This is a genomic window from Dyadobacter sp. Leaf189, assembly GCF_001424405.1.
GTDB lineage: Bacteria > Bacteroidota > Bacteroidia > Cytophagales > Spirosomataceae > Dyadobacter.
Genome location: NZ_LMPS01000001.1, coordinates 822,010 through 841,050 on the forward strand (window position 1 = coordinate 822,010; position 19,041 = coordinate 841,050).

A 19,041-nucleotide genomic window follows, 5' to 3' on the forward strand; every position below is an offset into this window, starting at 1 on the left:
CGGAGCCGGTTTAATGCTCCGCTTCTTTTTAGTTTAACTTGGCCAGCTTCCTGAATGCCCGGTCCTGATCCTGACTGATCTCGACTACATACATACTTGCCGGCAAATTGGTAATGTTGATTTTATGAATGAATTTGTTACCCGTTTTCTGCACTTTGGCTTTGTGGTGTAAACGGCCCGTGCCCGCCTCAAATATCTTGATTTCAACCTCCGTATTTCTTTCATTCGCCAGATCAATGCTCACAAAGTCGGAAGACGGGTTGGGGTAAATGCTTACATCGGTGTGCAAAAGCTGTTCTTCAACGGGAGGCGCGGGCGCTTCTACCATTGCCTTTCTTGCACTGGATTGCTCTGCGATAACAAAAATGGGCGTTTCACCTGCGGTAACCGTCACTTTTCCATCCACAATGGGAAGTTCCTGCATGCTCATGCTGTTGCTTCCCGCTTGCGGCGTGTAAATTCTTGCGATACCTGCTTCGTTCAGGTTCACGGTGTACTGCTCTGTGCGGCCAATCTCGTCTGGTACGGTCAGGATGAAAAGTGATTTTCCATCGAGTTCATAGCGGTCGACGATCGGATCGGAGTTCAACGTTTCTTTATACCGGTAGTTACCAAAACGCTGGTTAACCTGGTAAATGTAATCTGCGGCTGGACGGCGTGTCTGGTCCCAGTTCAGCAGGCCCGACGTTCCAAACATCCCGGAACCGTTGTTATCATCATACATCTGATAAAAGAACACTTTCTCAATACCCGAGCGTGCTGCAACCAGTGAAGTTCTCAAAATCCAGTCAGCCTGAGTTACCAGCTCCGATTTGCTACCAACGGGGATTGCTTTCAGCGGACTTCCCTGGTTCACATCGTAGCCTGTTTCTGTAATCCAGACGGGCATATCCTGCGAAACCTCGTGCGTTGTTTTAACATAATCGTCGATGATCTGCTTCGCATTCGGGTTTTCAGGAGCAGTACCGCGGGTAGATGTTCCGCTCTGGTTCAATGTGGCGTTATCAATGTATAAATGGAAGTTGACGATATCCCAGCAAAGGTTTACAGAACCGTCTGCGCGGTAACCGCGGAATTCCCGGCACCAGTCTACCATTCCTTTGATGTAATCCGAACCGGTTACAAGTCCCGCGATCACTACTTTCATGTTCGGGTCGGCATTTTTGATCCCTACGCCTGCACCCATTGTATTTTTGTGTCCGTCGTAAAATGCAGAAAGATTGGCTGCATATTCCCGTGCGGTCTGGTAGGCTTTGCGGCCTTTCCACCATTTGTCGCGCTCATTGTCGCATTCAATGTACTTCACCAGGTTCAGCCCGATCTTCACTGAATTGGGAACATCTCCATTCCATCTTGGCGTGTTATGTGTGCTTAAAAGGTTGGGATCAACGTTCGTGTTGCTTCCGTACCTGGCTGCATACTGAAAACCAACTTTCGCCTGTTCAATGTATGAAAGCGGATCTGCGAAATCTTTACCATAACGTACCGGCGTATTCTCATTGTCGCGCTCGCCGGCAGGGTAAGTATCCAGCATCCAGCCCGGAAGTGTTTTCAGGCAAGCCAGTACTTCCATGTTTTCAGCTTTGCAACGCTCATAAATCGCATCATAATTCCAGCCGCCCGAAAGGGTCGGGTTGTAAGTAAAAACACCTTCCTGCGATTCCAGCTTTTCCCAGTCGATATAGTGACGGAAGCCAGGGAAACCTTTCGCCAGGTTCATCAGCGGCTCATTGATCACCTGCGGGTTATTGCCCACTTCGAAATTCCATTCGTATCCGTTTACGCCAAAGGTATCCCCCAGTCGCACCGACTTGTGCGGAACGGCAGTCGGGCCTTGTGACGGTGCTGTATATGTGCCGTAAAATTCTATTTCGGTAGGCAGTACACCCTGTATTTTCAAAACCAGGTACCTGATGTTGCCCACAGTTGCATTCAGCTTGAACCTGTTCTCCTCCGAAACCTGTGCGTCGGGGTAGGGACCTACCCAGCTGTTGTATTCATATCCTTTAAAAGAAGCGATTTCAATGCGCTCCCAGTTGTTATTAATGATTGAAAGCGTCATCGGGTTGTTAGCCGCACTGCCTTCGAGGTCGAAGAACTTGATGCTTTCCAAAGTCATTTGCTCGCCTTCGAGCAGCGGGTAATATGCCTCGTATTCGTTGATTACCTTGCCCCAGCCGGTGTTCACCGATGCTTGTGTGTTACCATCAAAAAGTGGTTCGAGCGAGCTGGTGGCGTTGGTAAGCTGGTACCAGCGCTTTCCGTCTATGGTAACCTTATTCGTCGGTGCCGAAGGTTGTACGGGATAAATTACCTGTGTTTGGGAAACCTGATCTGCCGCAGCAAAAGAAGTACTCGCCGCCTGAGAGGCTGTAATTACAGCGCTGCCCTCTCCCTGAATAATTGCCTGCCAGGCAGAGCCCGTGTTGGATACGGTAATTACCGCCGTGTTTGAAGAGGTAAATGTAACAGGTGCTTCGTTGTTGGTACTGATTGCATTCAGTGTAAAAGGCGCATTTGCAACTGTTTTGGCAGGAAGCGTAGCGAAGGTAATAATGCCCTTTGGCTGTGGAATTGTAGCCTCTTCCACTTCAAACCAGTTGAAATTAAAGCCGCCCCGGTTCACCTGAAGGCGCAAAACCTGCTGTCCTGCTGGTAACGTTACCGTGTCCGCGAAAACGGCATAAGTTTGCCAGCCGCCTGTCCAGGGTATATCCACGCTGCCGAGGGTATTACCGGCGGCATTTTTGATTTCAAGCTGGCTGTTACCTGTCGCTCCTGCTACCCGGAAGCGAAATGCGTGCGGACCGGCATGCTGAACATTCACGTGGTAATCCATCCAGTCGCCATTGTCTGTTCCGCTTACATTCAGGCCACCTCCGTTTGCGTCGCCTGTATTCTCGGTTTGCAAGCCATTAACCCCGTCAAAATCCTCTGCCTCTATTTTTCCGGGAATGTTTTTGGTCAAAAGCGGGGTGGTACCTGCAACTTCAAACCAGTTGAAATTGAATGCGCCTCTCGTCGCCTGAATGCGCAGCAGGTGACTGCCTGCCGACAATGTAGCAGTCGTGCTCACGGTAACATAGTTCTGCCACCCGCCTGTGCGAGGAATGCTCACCTGGCCAAGTGAAGGACCATTTCCATCCCTGATATCGATCAACCCGTCTCCCCACGCGTTGGATACCCGGAAGAAAAACGTGTAAGTGCCGCTGGTTGCCACATTTACATTATAATCCATCCAATCATTATCATCAATATTGGCGACATTCAGGCCGCTGCCGGTGTCCGGTGTATTCTCTGTTGTCACATTAGCGGCTGCGTCAAATTGCTCTGCTTCTACTTTGCCGGGGATATTGATTGTGCCTGCGGCTGCTTCAAACCAGTTGATAGCAAAAACGCCATGTTCGGCAAACAAGCGGATTGTCTGATTACCTGCTGGCAGGGAAGCAAACATAGTCACCGTTGCCCAGCCCTGCATTCCGCCGGTTCTTGGAAGTGTTTTTTGTGAGAGTACCGTTCCGTCTGCTGATTTGATCTGCAGCGAAGCATTGTCGCTGAAACCGTTGGCAATGCGGATTTTAAAAGTGTAGAATCCCACAGTAGCTGCATTGACATTGTATTCAACCCAGTTGTTGTCGTTCATCCAACCTACATCCATGCCGCCGCCGGCATCTTCTGTAGGCTCTGTTCCTACCCCGGAAATCGCATCGTAGCTTTCGGCTTCTATTTTGCCCGTAAGTGGACGAAATGTTTGGGAAAATGCATTAAAGCCAACTATCAATAAGAAGGAGAGTAAAAGACTTTTCATAGAGGAGAGGTTTAAATTCGATCCAAGATAGTATTTGTTCGTATTATTTTATTTGAGGATCAAATTTATTCATTAAATTTTTTGTAGCAAAGTAGCTACAAAGTCTACATATTGTTCAATGCAGTTGTAAATGTGCCTGAACGGCGGGTAGTTTGGTTTGTAATGCGAATGGAAGTTGTACTACACGATATGAGAAGAGGGTATGTAGCTGCCGTTTGATTCAGACAAAAAAAACTAACCTTGGAACGAAGGTTAGTTGAATGCTGGAATTCCTGGTTCTCCGCCGGGCTCCCGGATCGGTTCCACTTCGGGGACCACAGGTTCTACGGGTGGAATCCCAGGTTCAGGGTTAATGGGCGGCGTCTCGGGTTCTTTCTCGTAAGGCGGCGTTTCTTCCGGAATATCGGGCGAAGGTACCTCGGGTCTTGGATCAAATGGAGGTGTTTCGCTTGGCCCGGTAGGGTCGCCACCGCCATCAGCGGTCGGCTCCCAGTAAGTATTTGCAAGATAAATGTCCATGTCTTAGTTGTTGTTGAAGCTGTAAAGTGACGATCAGGTAATTACAATAACTGTGCCTGACATTATGCTCCGCTCGCCTATTGCTTTGCAAAAAACTTATATGAAACTTTGAAGAGCTGCATAACTATATACACCATGAGTAATTCAATACAGAATCAGAAGCAATTCAAACTTATTATGGAAAGGATTGAAGACTACCTTCAATTAGCAACTTCGGAAGGCGGCTTTCAGATGTTCAATGAGGATGAATTAGCTGAACTTCAACAACTATCAATGCTTGCTGAACAATATGAAGATACTGTCTTGCATATAATGCCTATCATAGTTAGAAAGGCCTAAAAATTCTCTCGCCTTGAAAAAAATCGTTGCGTCAGGAATTATTTTTTGAGCACGGTTGTAATGTAGCCACTGTACAGTAAATCAATATATTCAAATCTATCAATATATCTAGGCATGGAGGTTCGAAAAGTAGAGCGGATATCGAAAGCGTTGAGTGACCCAAGCCGCATTCTCATATTAAAGCAGTTGCGTCAAAAAGAAGATTGTTTGTACTGTCATGAAATAGCTGATTTTATAGACCTGGCCCAGCCTTCCATTTCTCACCACGTCAAACAGCTCGCAGATGCCGATCTGATCGTAGTAGAAAAAGAAGGAAGGAACGTGAAATACAAACTCAATCAAGCCATACTGAATGAGTATGTAGATTTCCTGAATACGCTGAAAGTTTAAAATTTTTTGTTCAAATACATCGAAACATTTCAATATATCAATAAGTAACCGGTGTTAACTTAATCCCCAATGCCGGTTACATGATTACTCTCCCAAATTGCCCGTTACTCGTTTTTCATTCATCGAAATATTCAAATATATAAATCAATCAATACATGGAAAAGACAATTCTCTCTGCCAAAATCGTCTCCGGTCTGATCATCACCGGTGTGATCTTGCTCTCGGTGTTTCTTAAAGGGTATACTTCCGAAGACGGGGTTCCCAGGAAAGCAGCAACTACTACTGAAAAGCCTGCCGCTAGCGCAGGTTCAGGTGTGCCGGTTGACGGCCAGGTACTCCATTCAGAATCACTGAATGATGAAATGACGGTTTCAGGTACGCTGCTGGCTTACCAGGAAGTGAATATTACCAGCGAGCTCAACCGCAAAGTGGTTGCAGTGCACGCAAAAGAAGGTAAATACGTGAATGCAGGTACATTGCTTTTTAAGCTTGACGATGCTGATCTGCTTGCTGAAATGGAGCAGTTGAAACAACAGGAAAAACTTGTGTTACTCAACGAAAGAAGATTGAAAGACCTGATCGATAACGAAGCAGCCAAACAACAGGATTATGACGAAGCATTTACAAATCTGAAAGTATTGCAATCGAAAATCGAGCAGTTGAAAGTAATGATCGCGAAAACGAGCATTCGCGCGCCATTCAGCGGTAACCTGGGGATCGTGAATGTACATACCGGCGCTTATGTTACTCCGGGCAGTCCGCTTGCGCTGCTTACAGATAATAGCAAGCTCAAAATCGATTTTGCCATTCCAGAAAAGCACGCGAATACGCTGAAAACGGGGGACGAAGTGCAGTACCACGTCGAATCTGACGATCGTACTTTCAAAGCGCACATTATCGCACATGAAGCTGGCCTCGACCAGAAAACACGTACTCTGCTAACGCGCGCCGTCACCAACAATAGCAGCCGCGACTTACTGCCGGGCCAAAGTGCCAGACTTACCTTACGTTTAAACAACACCGGTAATGCATTGATGGTACCAAACCAAGCTCTTATCCCTTCTTCAAAAGGATACAGTGTGTACGTGGTTAATCAAAATAAAGCCACCTTCAAACCGATCGAAGTAGGCCAGCGCAATGCGTACTCGGTACACGTGACCAAAGGACTGGCTCCCGGCGACACCGTGATTACCAGCAATATGCTTCGATTAATGCCAGGTGCTGAGGTACAGCTGGTTTCAGTTCACTAATAAATTATTCAAAAATGAGTGCGATTTCTCAAGTAAGTATTTCCCGGCCGGTTCTGGCCGGGGTAATGTCCGTACTGCTTATACTTTTCGGGATTGTAGGCTATACCTTCCTCGGAACGCGGGAATATCCCGTTACCGATTCCCCGATCGTGATGGTCACTACGGTGTATCCGGGTGCGAGCGCAGATATTATCGCGTCGCAGGTGACCAAACCACTGGAAGAAGCAATTGCGGAAGCAAATGGGATCAGGTCGGTTTCGTCCACGTCCCGCGAACAGGTGAGCATTATCACCGTCGAGTTTGAGCTCAATGCAGATCTTGAAGCAGCCGCAAATGACGTGCGGGACAAAGTTTCCAAGTCGCGCCAGCAGCTGCCTACCGACATTGAACCGACGATTGTTGAAAAAGCCGGTCCGGCCGATTTCCTGGTCTTCCTGACAGTTCAGAGCAAGACTAAAACATTGGAAGATGTTACCGATTTTGTGAATATCAATATCAAGGAAAGGCTCCAATCCATTCCCGGTGTAAGGCTGGTTGATTCTTATGCCGGCCGCAAACGGGCAATGCGTTTGCGAATGGACCCGGTAAAGCTGGCAGCATACGGATTGACTCCGGTGGACATTCAAAATGCATTGCAGCGTGAGAATGTAGACTTACCAAGTGGCCGCATTGAAGGCCAGAACACAGAGGTAACCCTCAAAACGCAGGGGCGGCTTGTGACCGAGGATGATTTTAACAATATGATTATCCGTGAAAGCGACGGTGCAATTGTGCGGTTCAAAGATGTGGGCCAGGCAGTGATGTCTTCGCAAAATGAACGTACCGCGATGATCATTTATAATGGAAAAACTGCTGATTACGGAGTAGGTACCGGGGTAAGTCCGCAGCGCGGCGCCAACTCACTCGCGATTGTGGATGAGTTTAAAAAGCGGTTTGAGGAAATCAAGAAAACCGCGCCGAAAGAGTATGAGATCGCATTGGGTAAAGACTTTACGGTGCCTGTTAGGAATTCACTTTCCGAAGTGGAGGAGACTTTGCTGCTCGCATTCGCATTGGTTTCGCTGATCATTTTCATCTTCCTCCGCGACTGGCGCAGTACGATTATTCCGCTGCTGGCTATTCCCGTTTCGATTATTTCGGCCTTCTTCATTATGTACGTAGCCGGGTTTTCGATCAATGTATTGACACTGCTCGGGCTGGTACTCGCGATCGGGCTCGTGGTGGATGATGCGATTATTGTTTTGGAAAACATTTATAGTAAGGTTGAAAAAGGCATTTCGCCCATTGAAGCCGCTCGTCTTGGATCTAATGAAATCTATTTTGCAGTAATCTCTACTACCATTACCCTGGTCTCCGTATTTCTTCCGATCCTCTTTTTGGGCGGATTGACCGGCCGGCTCTTCAAAGAATTTGCGATCGTAGTGGCAGGCTCCGTTACCATCTCGGCATTCGTCGCATTGACTTTAACCCCGATGATGAGCGCGTATTTACTTAAATCCAATTCGGGTCAAAGTTGGTTTTACCGCAAAACAGAACGCTGGTTTGTGGCGCTGAACAATGCTTACGGAAGATCCCTGTCCGCATTCATGAAAGTGCGCTGGCTGGGGATTGCGCTCCTGCTGGTTTCATTTGGAATTGCATTTTGGCTCGCGCCGAAGTTGCCTTCTGAACTGGCACCACTGGAAGACAGATCGATGATCGGACTCGCTGTGATTGCACCGGAAGGAACTTCATACGAAAGTATGGAGCAAAGCATGAAGGCGATCGGGAATTACATCAGTGACTCCATTCCCGATTTGAATGCACAACGCACTTACACAGCCGTGGCTGCGGCGGGAGGTACTTTGGCCCAGCCCGTGAATGGCGGTTTTCAATGGATTTTCCTCAATGAACCCAAAGACCGGAAAAGTGGATTGACACAAGGCCAGATCTTCCAGAAACTGGTTGTCGCTTCGCAGCAGTTCAGGAATGTATTGATTATACCCGTGCAAACGCCCACTATCGGCGGGTACGGAAACACCCAGCCGGTGCAGTATGTGGTACAAGCGCCGAGCTTGAAAGCATTGATCGACGTGATGCCAAAGTTGATGACCGAAGTAGGCAGCAACAAAAAACTGACTTTCGCCGATGCCGATTTCAAAATTAATCGTCCGGAGATCAGTATCAGTATCGACCGCCAGCGCGCGGCCCAGCTCGGAATTTCGACGCAGGATATCGGAAAAACTTTACAGCTCGCATTGAGCAGCCGGAGATATGGTTATTTCATTTACAATGACCGTCAATACGAAGTAATCGGCCAGCTCGACCGCGAAGACCGCTCTGCGCCTTACGATCTGAAATCGTTATACCTCAAATCCGGCAGCGGCGAAATGGTTTCGCTGGATAATTTGACGAGACAAAACGAAGGGATCAGTCCGCCAGCGATTTACCGTTACAACCAATCTTACAGCGCCACGATCTCGGCTACACCTGCGAATGGGGTAAGTTTGGGAGAAGCGATCAAGGAGCTTGATAAAATCTCCGCGAGAGAATTGCCAAAAGGTTTTACAACTGCATTGGCCGGGCAAAGCCGCGATTACTCAGAAAGTAGTTCCAGTCTGATTTTCGCATTCATCTTCGCGATTATCCTTATTTACCTCGTGCTCGCGGCGCAGTTTGAGAGTCTGGTTGATCCATTTATTATTCTGCTGACCGTTCCAATGGCGCTGACAGGTGCATTGCTGAGCCTCTGGTTCACTGCACAAACAGTCAATATTTTCAGTCAGATCGGGATCATTATGCTCATTGGTTTGATCACCAAAAACGGTATCCTGATCGTAGAATTCGCCAATCAGAGCAAGGAAGAGGGTGTTTCAACATTCGAAGCTGCCAAGATAGCCGCCGTATCCCGTTTCCGTCCGATCCTGATGACCACACTGGCGATGATCTTCGGTACGCTGCCGATCGCGCTTTCGCTGGGTACAGCTTCGGGCAGTCGTCAATCGCTTGGTATAGTGGTAGTTGGCGGGCTGATCTTCGCGGGTGTACTCACATTGTACGTCATTCCTTCCATTTATTCATACCTGTCCCGGCCGCATAAAAAGCGCCACGAAGAAGGACAGCAAACGCTGGCGAGAGAATCAGCTTTGCAACCGCATTGATCCCAACAGCATACCCCAACAACATCATGAAAAGTAAATTTTTAAATCAATGGAAACGCGCACTGCTGACCTTCGCATTAGCAGGTGTGCCGCTCTTCCTGGCCGCTCAGAAGCAGACGATATCTTTGCAAGAAGCCATTGAGCAAGCTAAGGCGCACAACCGCGAGCTGCGGGTTGACTCGCTGGGCATTAACAAATCGAGACAGCAGACTGCGATCACGAGAGGGTTATTGTTACCGAATATCAGTCTGAGCGGGCAGTACCAGCATTACTTTCAGCGGCCTGTATTTTTTGGTCTGAATGGAAATTCTGCTTCTTCGGAGCGCATTGACTATGCCCGTTTCGGAGGAGAAGATGTAGCTGGCGCGCAGGTTTCGCTGGTGCAGCCGATCTATAATTCGGGAACGCGGCACGAGATCGCGCGGCGCAAGCTTTTTGAAAAACAAAGTCAGCTTAATTACCGCGACAAAGAAGTGAATGTGATTGCGAGCGTAAAGCAAAGCTATGTCCGGCAGCTGGTTTTGAACGAGCGCCTTAAATTGCAGCAGGAAAGCATTCTCCGTAACAAAAAAGCACTGGCTGATTCCCGGTATCTGCTGGCGCAGGGAAAAGCATTGCGGGTGGATACTTTGCGGGCGTATACTTTGGTCAAGAACCTCGAACCGGACGTGCTGAGACTTACTTACGCATTGCAGGTGAGCCAGCAGGAACTCCGGTACCTGCTCGGGGATACGCAGCAAACAGAGTACGTGCTTTCTGATTCGCTGCGGCTCAGCCCGGCAGATTCCATTCCTTCTGAAACCGGTGCATACCGCCTTTCCGTAGAGCAGCGGCCCGATTTGCAGTTGCTCAACCTCAATAAGGAGATTGCTGATAAAGAGATTATGTTGTCTAAATCGGCGCGGTTGCCGGTGGTGAGTTTTATCAGTCAGTACCAGTTACAAACGCAGACAAACCAGTTCCGCTTCGGCAATGCGGGTTACCCGCCGGTTTTCTTTGCAGGGATACAATTTGCGATACCGATTTTCAATGGAAACCAAAATGTAAACCGGGTTGCATTGGGGAAGATCGAAAGACAGCAGGCTGATATCGTATATACCAATGCGCAGGAACAGCTGAAAACGCAGATCAAGCAGGTTCTGGCGAGTTTGTTTGAAACCTCAGAGCGGATCAAAACACAACAGAATGTGTCACAAACAGCAGAATTAAGCTATTCCATTACCAAGTACCGCTACGAAAAAGGTGTAGCGACGAGGCTGGAATTAATGGATTCTGAATTTGCATTGACGACTGCAAAAGCCAATTACCTCGAATCTGTTTTCGATTATCTGTCGGCCAAGATCGAGCTGGACAGGATTACAGGCGATTAGGTGGGTAATTTCTAATATCTTACTGGGATTAAGGTTGTTTGGTATACCGCGGGATAATTATCCTGCGGTATATCTGTTTATAGCCGGTTACAAAGTTTAAATTTTTTCAAAGAAACTTTATATTTGACGTAAACTCCCCATTTCAACTTCGTCAAATTATGGAACAGCATTACGATCAGCAAAGACAGGTAACTTTTCACGGAAAAGGCCCTGGCTTGTTTGGAATTTACATCATCAACATCCTGCTCACAATCGTGACACTGGGACTCTACTATCCCTGGGCCAAAGCCGCCATTCTTAAATACCTGTATGCGGAGACGGAATTTGAACAAAGCCGCTTCACTTTCCACGGTACCGGGCGTGAAATGTTCCTGGGCTTTATCAAAGCGATCGGGATTTTCATTGTGCTTTACGGCGTGCTGCTCACCGCCGCGTGGTACAAAGACACCACTTTACTGGTGATTGCTTTGATCTTCTTCTACGGCGGGTTTCTCCTGCTTATCCCAGTGGCAATTCACGGTTCAATGCGGTACCGGATGTCGCGCTCTTCCTGGCGGGGCATTCATTTTGGCTACCGCGGCGAGTTGAAAGAGTTTGTGCAAATGTTCGTAATCGGCAGCGTTCTCACGCTTTGCACGTTCGGGATTTACTCTTTCTGGTTTATCATTGATATCCGTAAATACATTTTCAAGCATCTCCGGTTTGGTAATCTGACTTTCGCATACGTGGGGAAAGGCGACACTTTTGCGTGGCTGAATGTGAAAGGTTACCTGCTGTCGTTGTTTACGTTAGGTATCTATTCTTTCTGGTATGTCAAAAACCTTTTCAACTATTATATCAACAACATTCGGATGTACCAGGGTGAGAACCGACTGGTGTTTCGGTCCACTGCAACTGCCGGCGGCTACTTTATCCTGATCGCAGGTAACTTGCTGATTATCGTGCTCACACTCGGGCTCGGAACACCCTGGGCGATCGTGCGCGCACTCAATTTCGTATTCTCCAACATTGTCATCGAAGGTCCGCTGGACGTGGATGCGATTCAGCAAACCGAAGAAAATTATACCGATGCAACCGGCGAAGATCTGGCAGATATGATAGATATTGGCCTGGTGTAAGGTCAAATTGTGAATGAAATGCAGCTAATTAATGTCAGGTACCACGATGGGAGAACCTCTGCCGCTCACGATGCGGTTCTTGAACTCATGCCGGGCTACTGGCTCATCCATCCTGTTGCAGGGAATGCAGATTTTCAAACGGTCCGCTGGGATTTGCCGGGCATTATAACCGAGCAGGGCTTTACCAATCTCTCTATATTCAGGTACGGCGAATATCCGCAGCAAACCATTGAATGCAGGGATGATGCGTTGCCCGCAATTTTAAAACAAAAGTATCCTGACAGGGTATTTTTCAGAAAAAGGATATCGGACAATGTCTTCAAAAGTCCGTTGGCGCTGGTTGGGTTTATCGTTCTTTTACTCGGTTTGCTGGTTGCTACTTACCTGTTTGTTCTGCCTTTCGCAGCCGAAAAAGTAGCGCGCCAAATTCCTCAGGACATTGAAGTCAGGCTCGGAGACGCGATGTACGGCAACCTGATTGCGGGCTATAAAGTCGATAGTAGTCTTTCAGCGAAAGTCAATCATTTTGCCAAAGCCATCGATTTCAAAACAAATTACCCCGTCCGGATTACGGTAGTAAAAGAAAAGGAGGTCAATGCATTTGCGCTGCCTGGCGGACATATCGTAGTCTTTGACGGTATTTTGAATAAAATGAAAACCAAGGAGGAACTTGCCGCTCTGCTGGCGCACGAAGTTTCGCACGTGCATTACCAGCATTCCCTGAGAAGTGTTTTGCGGAGTTTGTCAGGATATCTGTTCGTTTCGGTTATACTGAACGATATCAATGGGATCATCGCGGTACTGGCCGAAAATTCCAATATGCTCGTCAATCTGACTTATTCAAGAGAGCTGGAAATGGATGCCGATCGAAAAGCCATGGGTGTGTTCCAGGCGCAGGGGATCAGTTTGAAAGGGTTTGTGGATTTGTTCAAAATCCTTGATACCGGCGCCGAAGGTTCCACCTCCATTGAATTGCTGAGTACACACCCGCTCACCGCCGATCGCATGCAATATGCAAGCGAGCTGGCACGCGAGCAAACCTCCTTTCGGGACCAGTCTGAACTGCAAAAACGCTGGCTTGAACTTCGCCAGGCGAGTGCCCCGCGTCAGTAATGGCACTGTTTTTGTGACTTCTTTTGAAAAGAACCAATTAATTATGAAAGCGTTAACAAAAGAAGGCGAGCAATATGTAGCAGAAATTGCCGCAAAATATAACCTGAAGAAAGAGTCAGTCGAGGCTCTTTTGAAAGCAGTGATCGATGGTAGCGGTAACATGGCGCAGTTCAACATTCAGGAGCTGGGCGGACAAGGTCAGTGGATGCGTGGCGGAATGACGATGGTAGGGGATATGTTCAATAATTCTACCAAATCTACCGTCGATAAAGTATGTAGTGAACTGGCGGAACTGGCAAGTACGCGGGTGCTTTTTGAGGAATCGGAGGAGCCCGCTGGTATTGCTGCAAGTACAGGTAATGGAGGTTTTCAGCAACAAAGCAGCAGCTCATGGCCGGCGGTTTTCGGAACACCTACCACTAGCGGATCACAAAATGACTTCCGGTATGCTTATTTCGCCCCGGTTCGCAGACTTGTGATCGAGGAAAATGGAAAAAGGACTATTTACGACACCAAGCATCACCACATTACAGGAGTTTCCCAGCAGCAGGGTTCATCGAGTTCTTACCGGTTTACAAGTCAGGACGGACCGGTTGACCTGAGTAGCCTGAGTGTTATTTCTGAACCCGGGCAACCTTCCCAGCCTACGCCGGAGATTGCTTATGATGTAACTTCAACGGCAGACCTGAGGACGGAGCAGCAAGGTTCAACTCCGCAGGACATTATCATTTCGACGATCGAGCGGATCAATGTACTGTTTGAAAGAGGGCAGATAACTGAGGAAGAATTCAAATCAAAAAAGCAGGAGCTACTGGCCAGGCTGTAAGATTTATATGATACGTGTGAAGGCAGTGAGCTGGATTTTTCCAGCCTCGCTGCCTTTTTTTATGTAGAAATTGAGCACTTTTGAAGTGGTTTTTAAAATGCATTGAACGTCCAGATGATTTTTGCGCAGATCTCAAAAATAGTAGATCCCATTGCTGTTAAGCTCGACAGGTGGTTTGTGGAGGGAATTCGTTTTGTTCCCAACCTGATCATCGCGATACTTATATTGGTGGTATTCCGGTCCCTGGCAAGGTTTGGCAGCCGGTTTATGGAGAAAGTACTCGGCCGGGCTTCGCAGAACATTGCATTGGTAAGCCTCGTATCCGCAATTACGCGGATAGCAATTGTAATGGCGGGACTGTTTTTCGCATTGGGCGTTTTAGGTCTTGACAAAACGGTAACCTCGCTACTTGCCGGTGCCGGAGTTCTTGCGCTCGCATTGGGTTTTGCATTCCAGGATTTGACTACCAATTTTATTTCCGGCGCATTCATCGCAATCCAGCGGCCGATCAAAGTAGGCGACATTATAGAGACAAATGGATATACCGGGAAAGTCCTGTCAATCGGGCTGCGGTCGGTAAAGCTGGACAATTTCGCGGGCCAGCATGTGGAGTTACCGAGCAAGGATATTTTTCAAAAACCGATTGTAAACTTCACTTTTTCGGGTGAAAGAAGGGTGCAGGTTGAATGCAGTATTGGTTATAAAGATGATCTGGGAATCGTAGAGAACCTGGCGCTTTCTGTGATCAACCAGCTGCCGTTTTTGAACAAACTAAAACCAGTAGAACTCAACTTTACGAAGTTCACTGAAAAGAGCATTGATTTCGAAATTCTCTTCTGGATCGATCAAAGTAAAATAGGTCCCGGCCCGGCGAAAAGTGTGGCGATGAAAGAAGTGAAGAGGGTTTTTGATGAAAATGGAATTGCATTCCCGACGCCCGCTCCGCCTGTTAGACTCGGAGAGCTGCCTGTTTCAGGCAGAGAAGGATTTGGTGGAATTCATTCTTAGCCAGCCGATTTGTGTGCCATTACATTTGAAATCTCAGGTGTTTTCGAAAAGCATAATAACCGATATAAACCAGGATTTCGAGCAGGATTACAAGGTAGGGCATACCCCAGATCGTGTCGGCTAAAAAGTGGTGTTTGATAATCAGGTCTTCCATTAAAATGCCGAAAAAGAGGAAGACGAAAACAGGAAATGCGAGTAGGTAGAAAAGAAAAACTGCCAGTCTATTCGCGTTTTTGATCGACCGGAAAGCCAGTATCAATGGTGGAAATGTGATCAGCCAGATACAGCAGTTCATTAGCCAGAATAGTAGTTTGTCGTCACCAACAAACGCCCGCAGAACTGCTGATTCGTCATTTGCGCCCATTAAATTGAACACAATCCGCATGATCGGGATTGTTGCGAAAATCAGTGTTATCCCAAAAAGCTTCTCGCGATTATTCCCATTCTTCAATTTGAAATAGCCGATCCACATTGGAATATAATTGAACAGAACCGGCCCCGCCAGAGTAGCCGCCCAGGCCAGAACAGGGTGATCCTTCGTGCAGCCTTCTGCCAGCTGAAAAGAATTAAAAGTCTTATATCCCCATTCCCCACATATCAAAAAGCCAGCAACATGGTGCGCAAGCTCGTGACTGATACCAAGTATCGAACCCAGGCAGACGAATACGAAGAGGTATTTCGGAGTGAATTTGATGATCATGTGGAGTGGGAGGTTAGCGGATTTATTTTGAGATATTTAGAATCGAAGCAGGAGGTGTGCTTCTTTGAAATATCAATAAATCGGACTAAATGCCTGCATGAAATGAGCTGCCGGTGGGAATGAATAGATGTTCGGTATTCCAAACATAAAAAAGCGCCCGGCACCCGTAATCTGAATAGTCACGAATGCAGTATTTGCGGGTAGCGCCGTTTAATAAGTTAATTTTGTCACCGGCACCGGAAGTTGTAGTATTACTTAATTACTCCAACCTCTATCATGTATAAATATTTACTCTCTTTTTGCATTCTTCTTGTTCTTCAAAGTTGCGCGCCCAGCATCGTTCCGTTGCGTGGAAAGTACCAGCAAGGATCCATTAAATCCAAAATAGAAAAGCCATTTGAGCAGGTCTGGGAAAGTGTTATTGATTTGATAGCCGAAACTGGCGTGTCGGTCAAAATGATTGATCGTAGTAGCGGGTTGATCATCGCTGATGTTGCGTCCTTCGCAGGGTTACTGTCTTATGAAGACACGAAAGGTAACCTCACCAACCCGGCTGCCTACATTGCTGTCGAGAGGATAAGCAGTGAATTTCCAAGTTCAGTAGCCAGGTACCAGGCATCTGCTATCTGGAATATGAGGGTAAAGGCGATTGGCGATAATACCACCATTTTGAGTGTAAATCTTCATTCAATCAGAATCGAGAAAGCTGTGCTTCCACTTAATGGCCAGTCAACCGGCAATTTTGAAAAGATGTTGATTGATGAGATTGTCGATGGAGTTGAGTGAATCGGCATCTAATTAGATCTTACACCAAAGCCAGTAACTAACACCAGTTTTCAATTATATAAGTAATAACTCCTTTTAAAATCATGGACTTCAAAGATCAAATCAAGCAATTTAGTGACCGTGTTACAAAGCTTAAAGACAACATTCACACAGAAGAAGCGACAAAGAATGCGTTCATAATGCCTTTCCTCCAAATACTCGGCTACGATGTATTTAACCCGCTCGAAGTAGTACCAGAATTTATTTGCGACATCGGTATCAAGAAGGGCGAGAAGATTGATTACGCGATCTTTCGCGATGGCTCACCGATTATATTAGTTGAGTGTAAGCATTGGAAGCAAAAGCTTGATGTACACGACGGTCAATTGCTCCGGTACTTCCATGTATCAAAAGCTAAGTTCAGCATTTTGACCAACGGTCTCATTTTTAGATTTTACACCGACTTAGTTGAGCCCAACAAAATGGATGAAAAGCCATTCTTGGAATTTAACATAGAGGAAATTAAAGACGGCCAGATCGAGCAACTTAAAGAATTTCACAAGGCATATTTCGACGTTGAGAACATTTATCAGTCCGCCAGTGAGCTGAAATATATTAATGAGATCAGGCATTTAGTTAACCAGGAGTTCTTGGAGCCAAATGACGACTTCGTCAAATACTTCGCAAAACAGGTGTATTCTGGGGTAGTCACGGCAAAGGTTTTAGAAGCATTCCGGTCCTTAGTAAAACGGACAATCACCAATATTATCAACGATACTATCAATGATCGTCTGAAATCTGCAATAGCTAAAAACGATGCTCCAATTCAGGAGGAGCCTGCACCAGGTACTTTAACAGCTAGCACCAGCAGTCAGGATAAAGAAGTCAATACAACTCAGGAAGAAATGGAAGGCTTTTACATTGTTAGGTCTCTGCTGAGACAGAAAGTAAGCTCGGCCAGAATTACACATCGGGATGCCTTATCTTACTTCGCAATCTTTCTAGATGATAACAACCGCAAACCACTTTGCAGGCTTTATCTTAATAGTCCTACTAAAAAGTACATTGGTCTTTTTGATTCAGAGAAAAAGGAGACTAAAATGGAAATTTTGACAATTGATGAGATTTACAATTTTGGAAAGGATTTGGATAAAACCATTGAGATCTATTTAGATCCTAAAAATCAAAAGTAAATCGATTGAATTGTCAAGAAGAAATCCTTTCAAATGAGTATGAGTAGTAAAAATGCCTCCGAAGATGATATGATTTGCCACAAGTGTATTGAGAATCATGATTTGGCGTACAGAGTTCTAGGTGAAGGCGAAAAAAACACATGTTTCTATTGTGGAAGAAGAGAAAGTGCGATTAAGATGTCTAAGTTATCGGCGATTATAGAGCATGTTTTCGAAAGACATTTCGAGCTGGTTTCTAACACTCCTGATAGATACCAGGAAGCTACCCAAAATGATCCAGACAGAGATTACATCTTTGAGCCTGACGGTGATTCTTTCACAGTCTTAGTCGAAGAAATAGCCGGAGTTAACAGCCAAATCGCCTGTGATATTCAAGAAATATTGTCTCAACAGTATTCCTATTTGTCGGAGGCCGACGATACCTCCTTGAATGAAGACTGCTACTATAAGGAAAAATCATCACATGAGCACGAGTGGGATCTTGATTTGATACTTGTACAACACGCAATAGAAACGCAGGGGCGGCATTTTAACTCCCGTGCAGCTGATTTCCTGAACAGGATCTTTGAGGGGCTTTCAGAGCACCAGACGAAACACGGCAAACCGATTATTGTTGAAGCAGGACCTGAAAGTTTAATTTCCTCTCTATTTCGAGCACGTGTTTTCAAGACAGGGAAACTGCTTGAAGAGGCAATGGCAAATCCTGAAAAAAATCTCGGGCCTCCACCATCAGAAATTGCAACAGCTGGACGCATGAATCCATTCGGCATCTCTGTCTTTTATGGTTCAAATGACCCAATTGTAGCCAGGGCCGAAGTAAGGCCGCCAATTGGCAGCATGGTAGCTATCGCTAGTTTTCGAATACTTCGCCCACTAAAGCTATTAGACCTTGAAGCACTCGCCGACGTTTATGTCAAAGAGAGCTACTTTCATCCTGATTTTGAAGAAAAGAAATGGCGTGCTTATTGTATTCGACATCTCTCGCAAGCGATGTCAGTAGGTGTGATGCCAGGTGATGAAAACCGTGAATATATTTTGACCCAAGCAATGGCAGATTATTTGGCGTATTATGATGGATACAGAATTGATGGCATCATATATCCTTCCATTCAAGCCGCCAAGCTAAAGCAGAACATCGTTCTTTTTCATAAGGCATCTCGTGTACAAAAATTCAATAGGACAATAAATAGGATAGAAGCAAGATTACAAAACCCGGAAGATGGAAGTCCGGATTTTGTCATTAATGAATTTAAGAACTCTGACCAAGAGAACTTTGAAATGTCAAATGTTTACAGCAAACACCTCGTTCAAAATGACATTTTCGAGAATCGTTTAGTTACTCTTTCATTAGATTTGGACAGTATAGTCGCCGAACAAGTAGTAGAGATTAGCTATAAAGTCACGCAAAGTCAAGGTAGTTATTATCCGCTGTTTGACTTGAGACAACCAAAATAGCGCCCTTGCTAACCGGCCCGAGCCGTTGTGCATCACACACACTATTT

The 19,041-nt window shown here is 46.3% G+C and carries 15 protein-coding genes; 12 read left to right on the top strand and 3 right to left on the bottom strand.

Annotated features, from left to right (window positions below; genetic code table 11):
• Nucleotides 1-28 precede the first annotated feature (28 nt).
• Together ASG33_RS03610 and ASG33_RS03615 are read right to left on the bottom strand one after the other, a co-directional pair.
• Nucleotides 29-3,808 carry a carbohydrate-binding protein gene (locus ASG33_RS03610; protein WP_056280407.1) on the bottom strand — a complete coding sequence of 1,260 codons (3,780 nt, stop codon included), beginning with the start codon at nucleotides 3,806-3,808 and terminating at the stop codon, nucleotides 29-31.
• Between the two features lie 252 nt (nucleotides 3,809-4,060).
• A complete protein-coding gene (locus tag ASG33_RS03615; protein WP_056280410.1) occupies nucleotides 4,061-4,327 on the bottom strand; it encodes a hypothetical protein in 267 nt (88 codons plus the stop codon).
• 177 nt (nucleotides 4,328-4,504) lie between these two features.
• On the opposite strand from ASG33_RS03615, the gene ASG33_RS03620 reads away from it, so the two are divergent.
• From ASG33_RS03620 to ASG33_RS03660, 9 genes are all read left to right on the top strand, one after another.
• Nucleotides 4,505-4,666, top strand: coding sequence for a hypothetical protein (locus ASG33_RS03620; protein ID WP_157474554.1), 162 nt, complete (start codon nucleotides 4,505-4,507; stop codon nucleotides 4,664-4,666).
• A gap of 114 nt (nucleotides 4,667-4,780) precedes the next feature.
• Nucleotides 4,781-5,056 (top strand): helix-turn-helix transcriptional regulator, encoded by a 276-nt coding sequence (locus tag ASG33_RS25480; protein WP_082489077.1) that lies wholly within the window; start codon nucleotides 4,781-4,783, stop codon nucleotides 5,054-5,056.
• A 155-nt stretch (nucleotides 5,057-5,211) separates the two neighbouring features.
• Nucleotides 5,212-6,306, top strand: coding sequence for an efflux RND transporter periplasmic adaptor subunit (locus tag ASG33_RS03630; RefSeq protein ID WP_056280418.1), 1,095 nt, complete (start codon nucleotides 5,212-5,214; stop codon nucleotides 6,304-6,306).
• Nucleotides 6,307-6,320: 14 nt separating this feature from the next.
• Nucleotides 6,321-9,446, top strand: coding sequence for an efflux RND transporter permease subunit (locus tag ASG33_RS03635; RefSeq protein ID WP_056280420.1), 3,126 nt, complete (start codon nucleotides 6,321-6,323; stop codon nucleotides 9,444-9,446).
• A gap of 26 nt (nucleotides 9,447-9,472) precedes the next feature.
• On the top strand, nucleotides 9,473-10,816 hold the full coding sequence (locus tag ASG33_RS03640; RefSeq protein WP_056280423.1) for a TolC family protein: 1,344 nt from the start codon (nucleotides 9,473-9,475) through the stop codon (nucleotides 10,814-10,816).
• Between the two features lie 158 nt (nucleotides 10,817-10,974).
• Nucleotides 10,975-11,934, top strand: a complete 960-nt coding sequence (locus tag ASG33_RS03645) for a YjgN family protein (protein ID WP_056280426.1) — start codon at nucleotides 10,975-10,977, stop codon at nucleotides 11,932-11,934.
• Nucleotides 11,935-11,952: 18 nt separating this feature from the next.
• Entirely contained in the window at nucleotides 11,953-13,047 is a 1,095-nt protein-coding gene (locus ASG33_RS03650; protein ID WP_056280428.1) for a M48 family metallopeptidase, read from the top strand.
• 43 nt (nucleotides 13,048-13,090) lie between these two features.
• Nucleotides 13,091-13,873: an SHOCT domain-containing protein gene (locus ASG33_RS03655; protein ID WP_056280430.1), complete on the top strand. Its 783-nt coding sequence runs from the start codon at nucleotides 13,091-13,093 to the stop codon at nucleotides 13,871-13,873.
• A 102-nt stretch (nucleotides 13,874-13,975) separates the two neighbouring features.
• Nucleotides 13,976-14,881 carry a mechanosensitive ion channel family protein gene (locus tag ASG33_RS03660; RefSeq protein ID WP_229238550.1) on the top strand — a complete coding sequence of 302 codons (906 nt, stop codon included), beginning with the start codon at nucleotides 13,976-13,978 and terminating at the stop codon, nucleotides 14,879-14,881.
• 19 nt (nucleotides 14,882-14,900) lie between these two features.
• Here the strand turns inward: ASG33_RS03660 and ASG33_RS03665 are convergent, their stop codons facing one another.
• A complete protein-coding gene (locus tag ASG33_RS03665) occupies nucleotides 14,901-15,581 on the bottom strand; it encodes a hypothetical protein (RefSeq protein ID WP_056280436.1) in 681 nt (226 codons plus the stop codon).
• A 276-nt stretch (nucleotides 15,582-15,857) separates the two neighbouring features.
• Between ASG33_RS03665 and ASG33_RS03670 the strand changes: the two genes are divergently transcribed.
• The 3 genes from ASG33_RS03670 to ASG33_RS03680 all read left to right on the top strand — a co-directional run bounded on the left by ASG33_RS03670 (nucleotide 15,858) and on the right by ASG33_RS03680 (nucleotide 18,994).
• Nucleotides 15,858-16,367, top strand: coding sequence for a hypothetical protein (locus ASG33_RS03670; protein WP_056280439.1), 510 nt, complete (start codon nucleotides 15,858-15,860; stop codon nucleotides 16,365-16,367).
• Between the two features lie 83 nt (nucleotides 16,368-16,450).
• The gene (locus ASG33_RS03675; RefSeq protein WP_056280442.1) at nucleotides 16,451-17,539 is read left to right on the top strand and encodes a type I restriction endonuclease; all 1,089 of its coding nucleotides are present in this window, start codon (nucleotides 16,451-16,453) and stop codon (nucleotides 17,537-17,539) included.
• Between the two features lie 39 nt (nucleotides 17,540-17,578).
• Complete coding sequence (locus ASG33_RS03680) at nucleotides 17,579-18,994, top strand: RES family NAD+ phosphorylase (protein ID WP_162242721.1); 1,416 nt, start codon at nucleotides 17,579-17,581, stop codon at nucleotides 18,992-18,994.
• The last annotated feature ends 47 nt before the right edge of the window (nucleotides 18,995-19,041 follow it).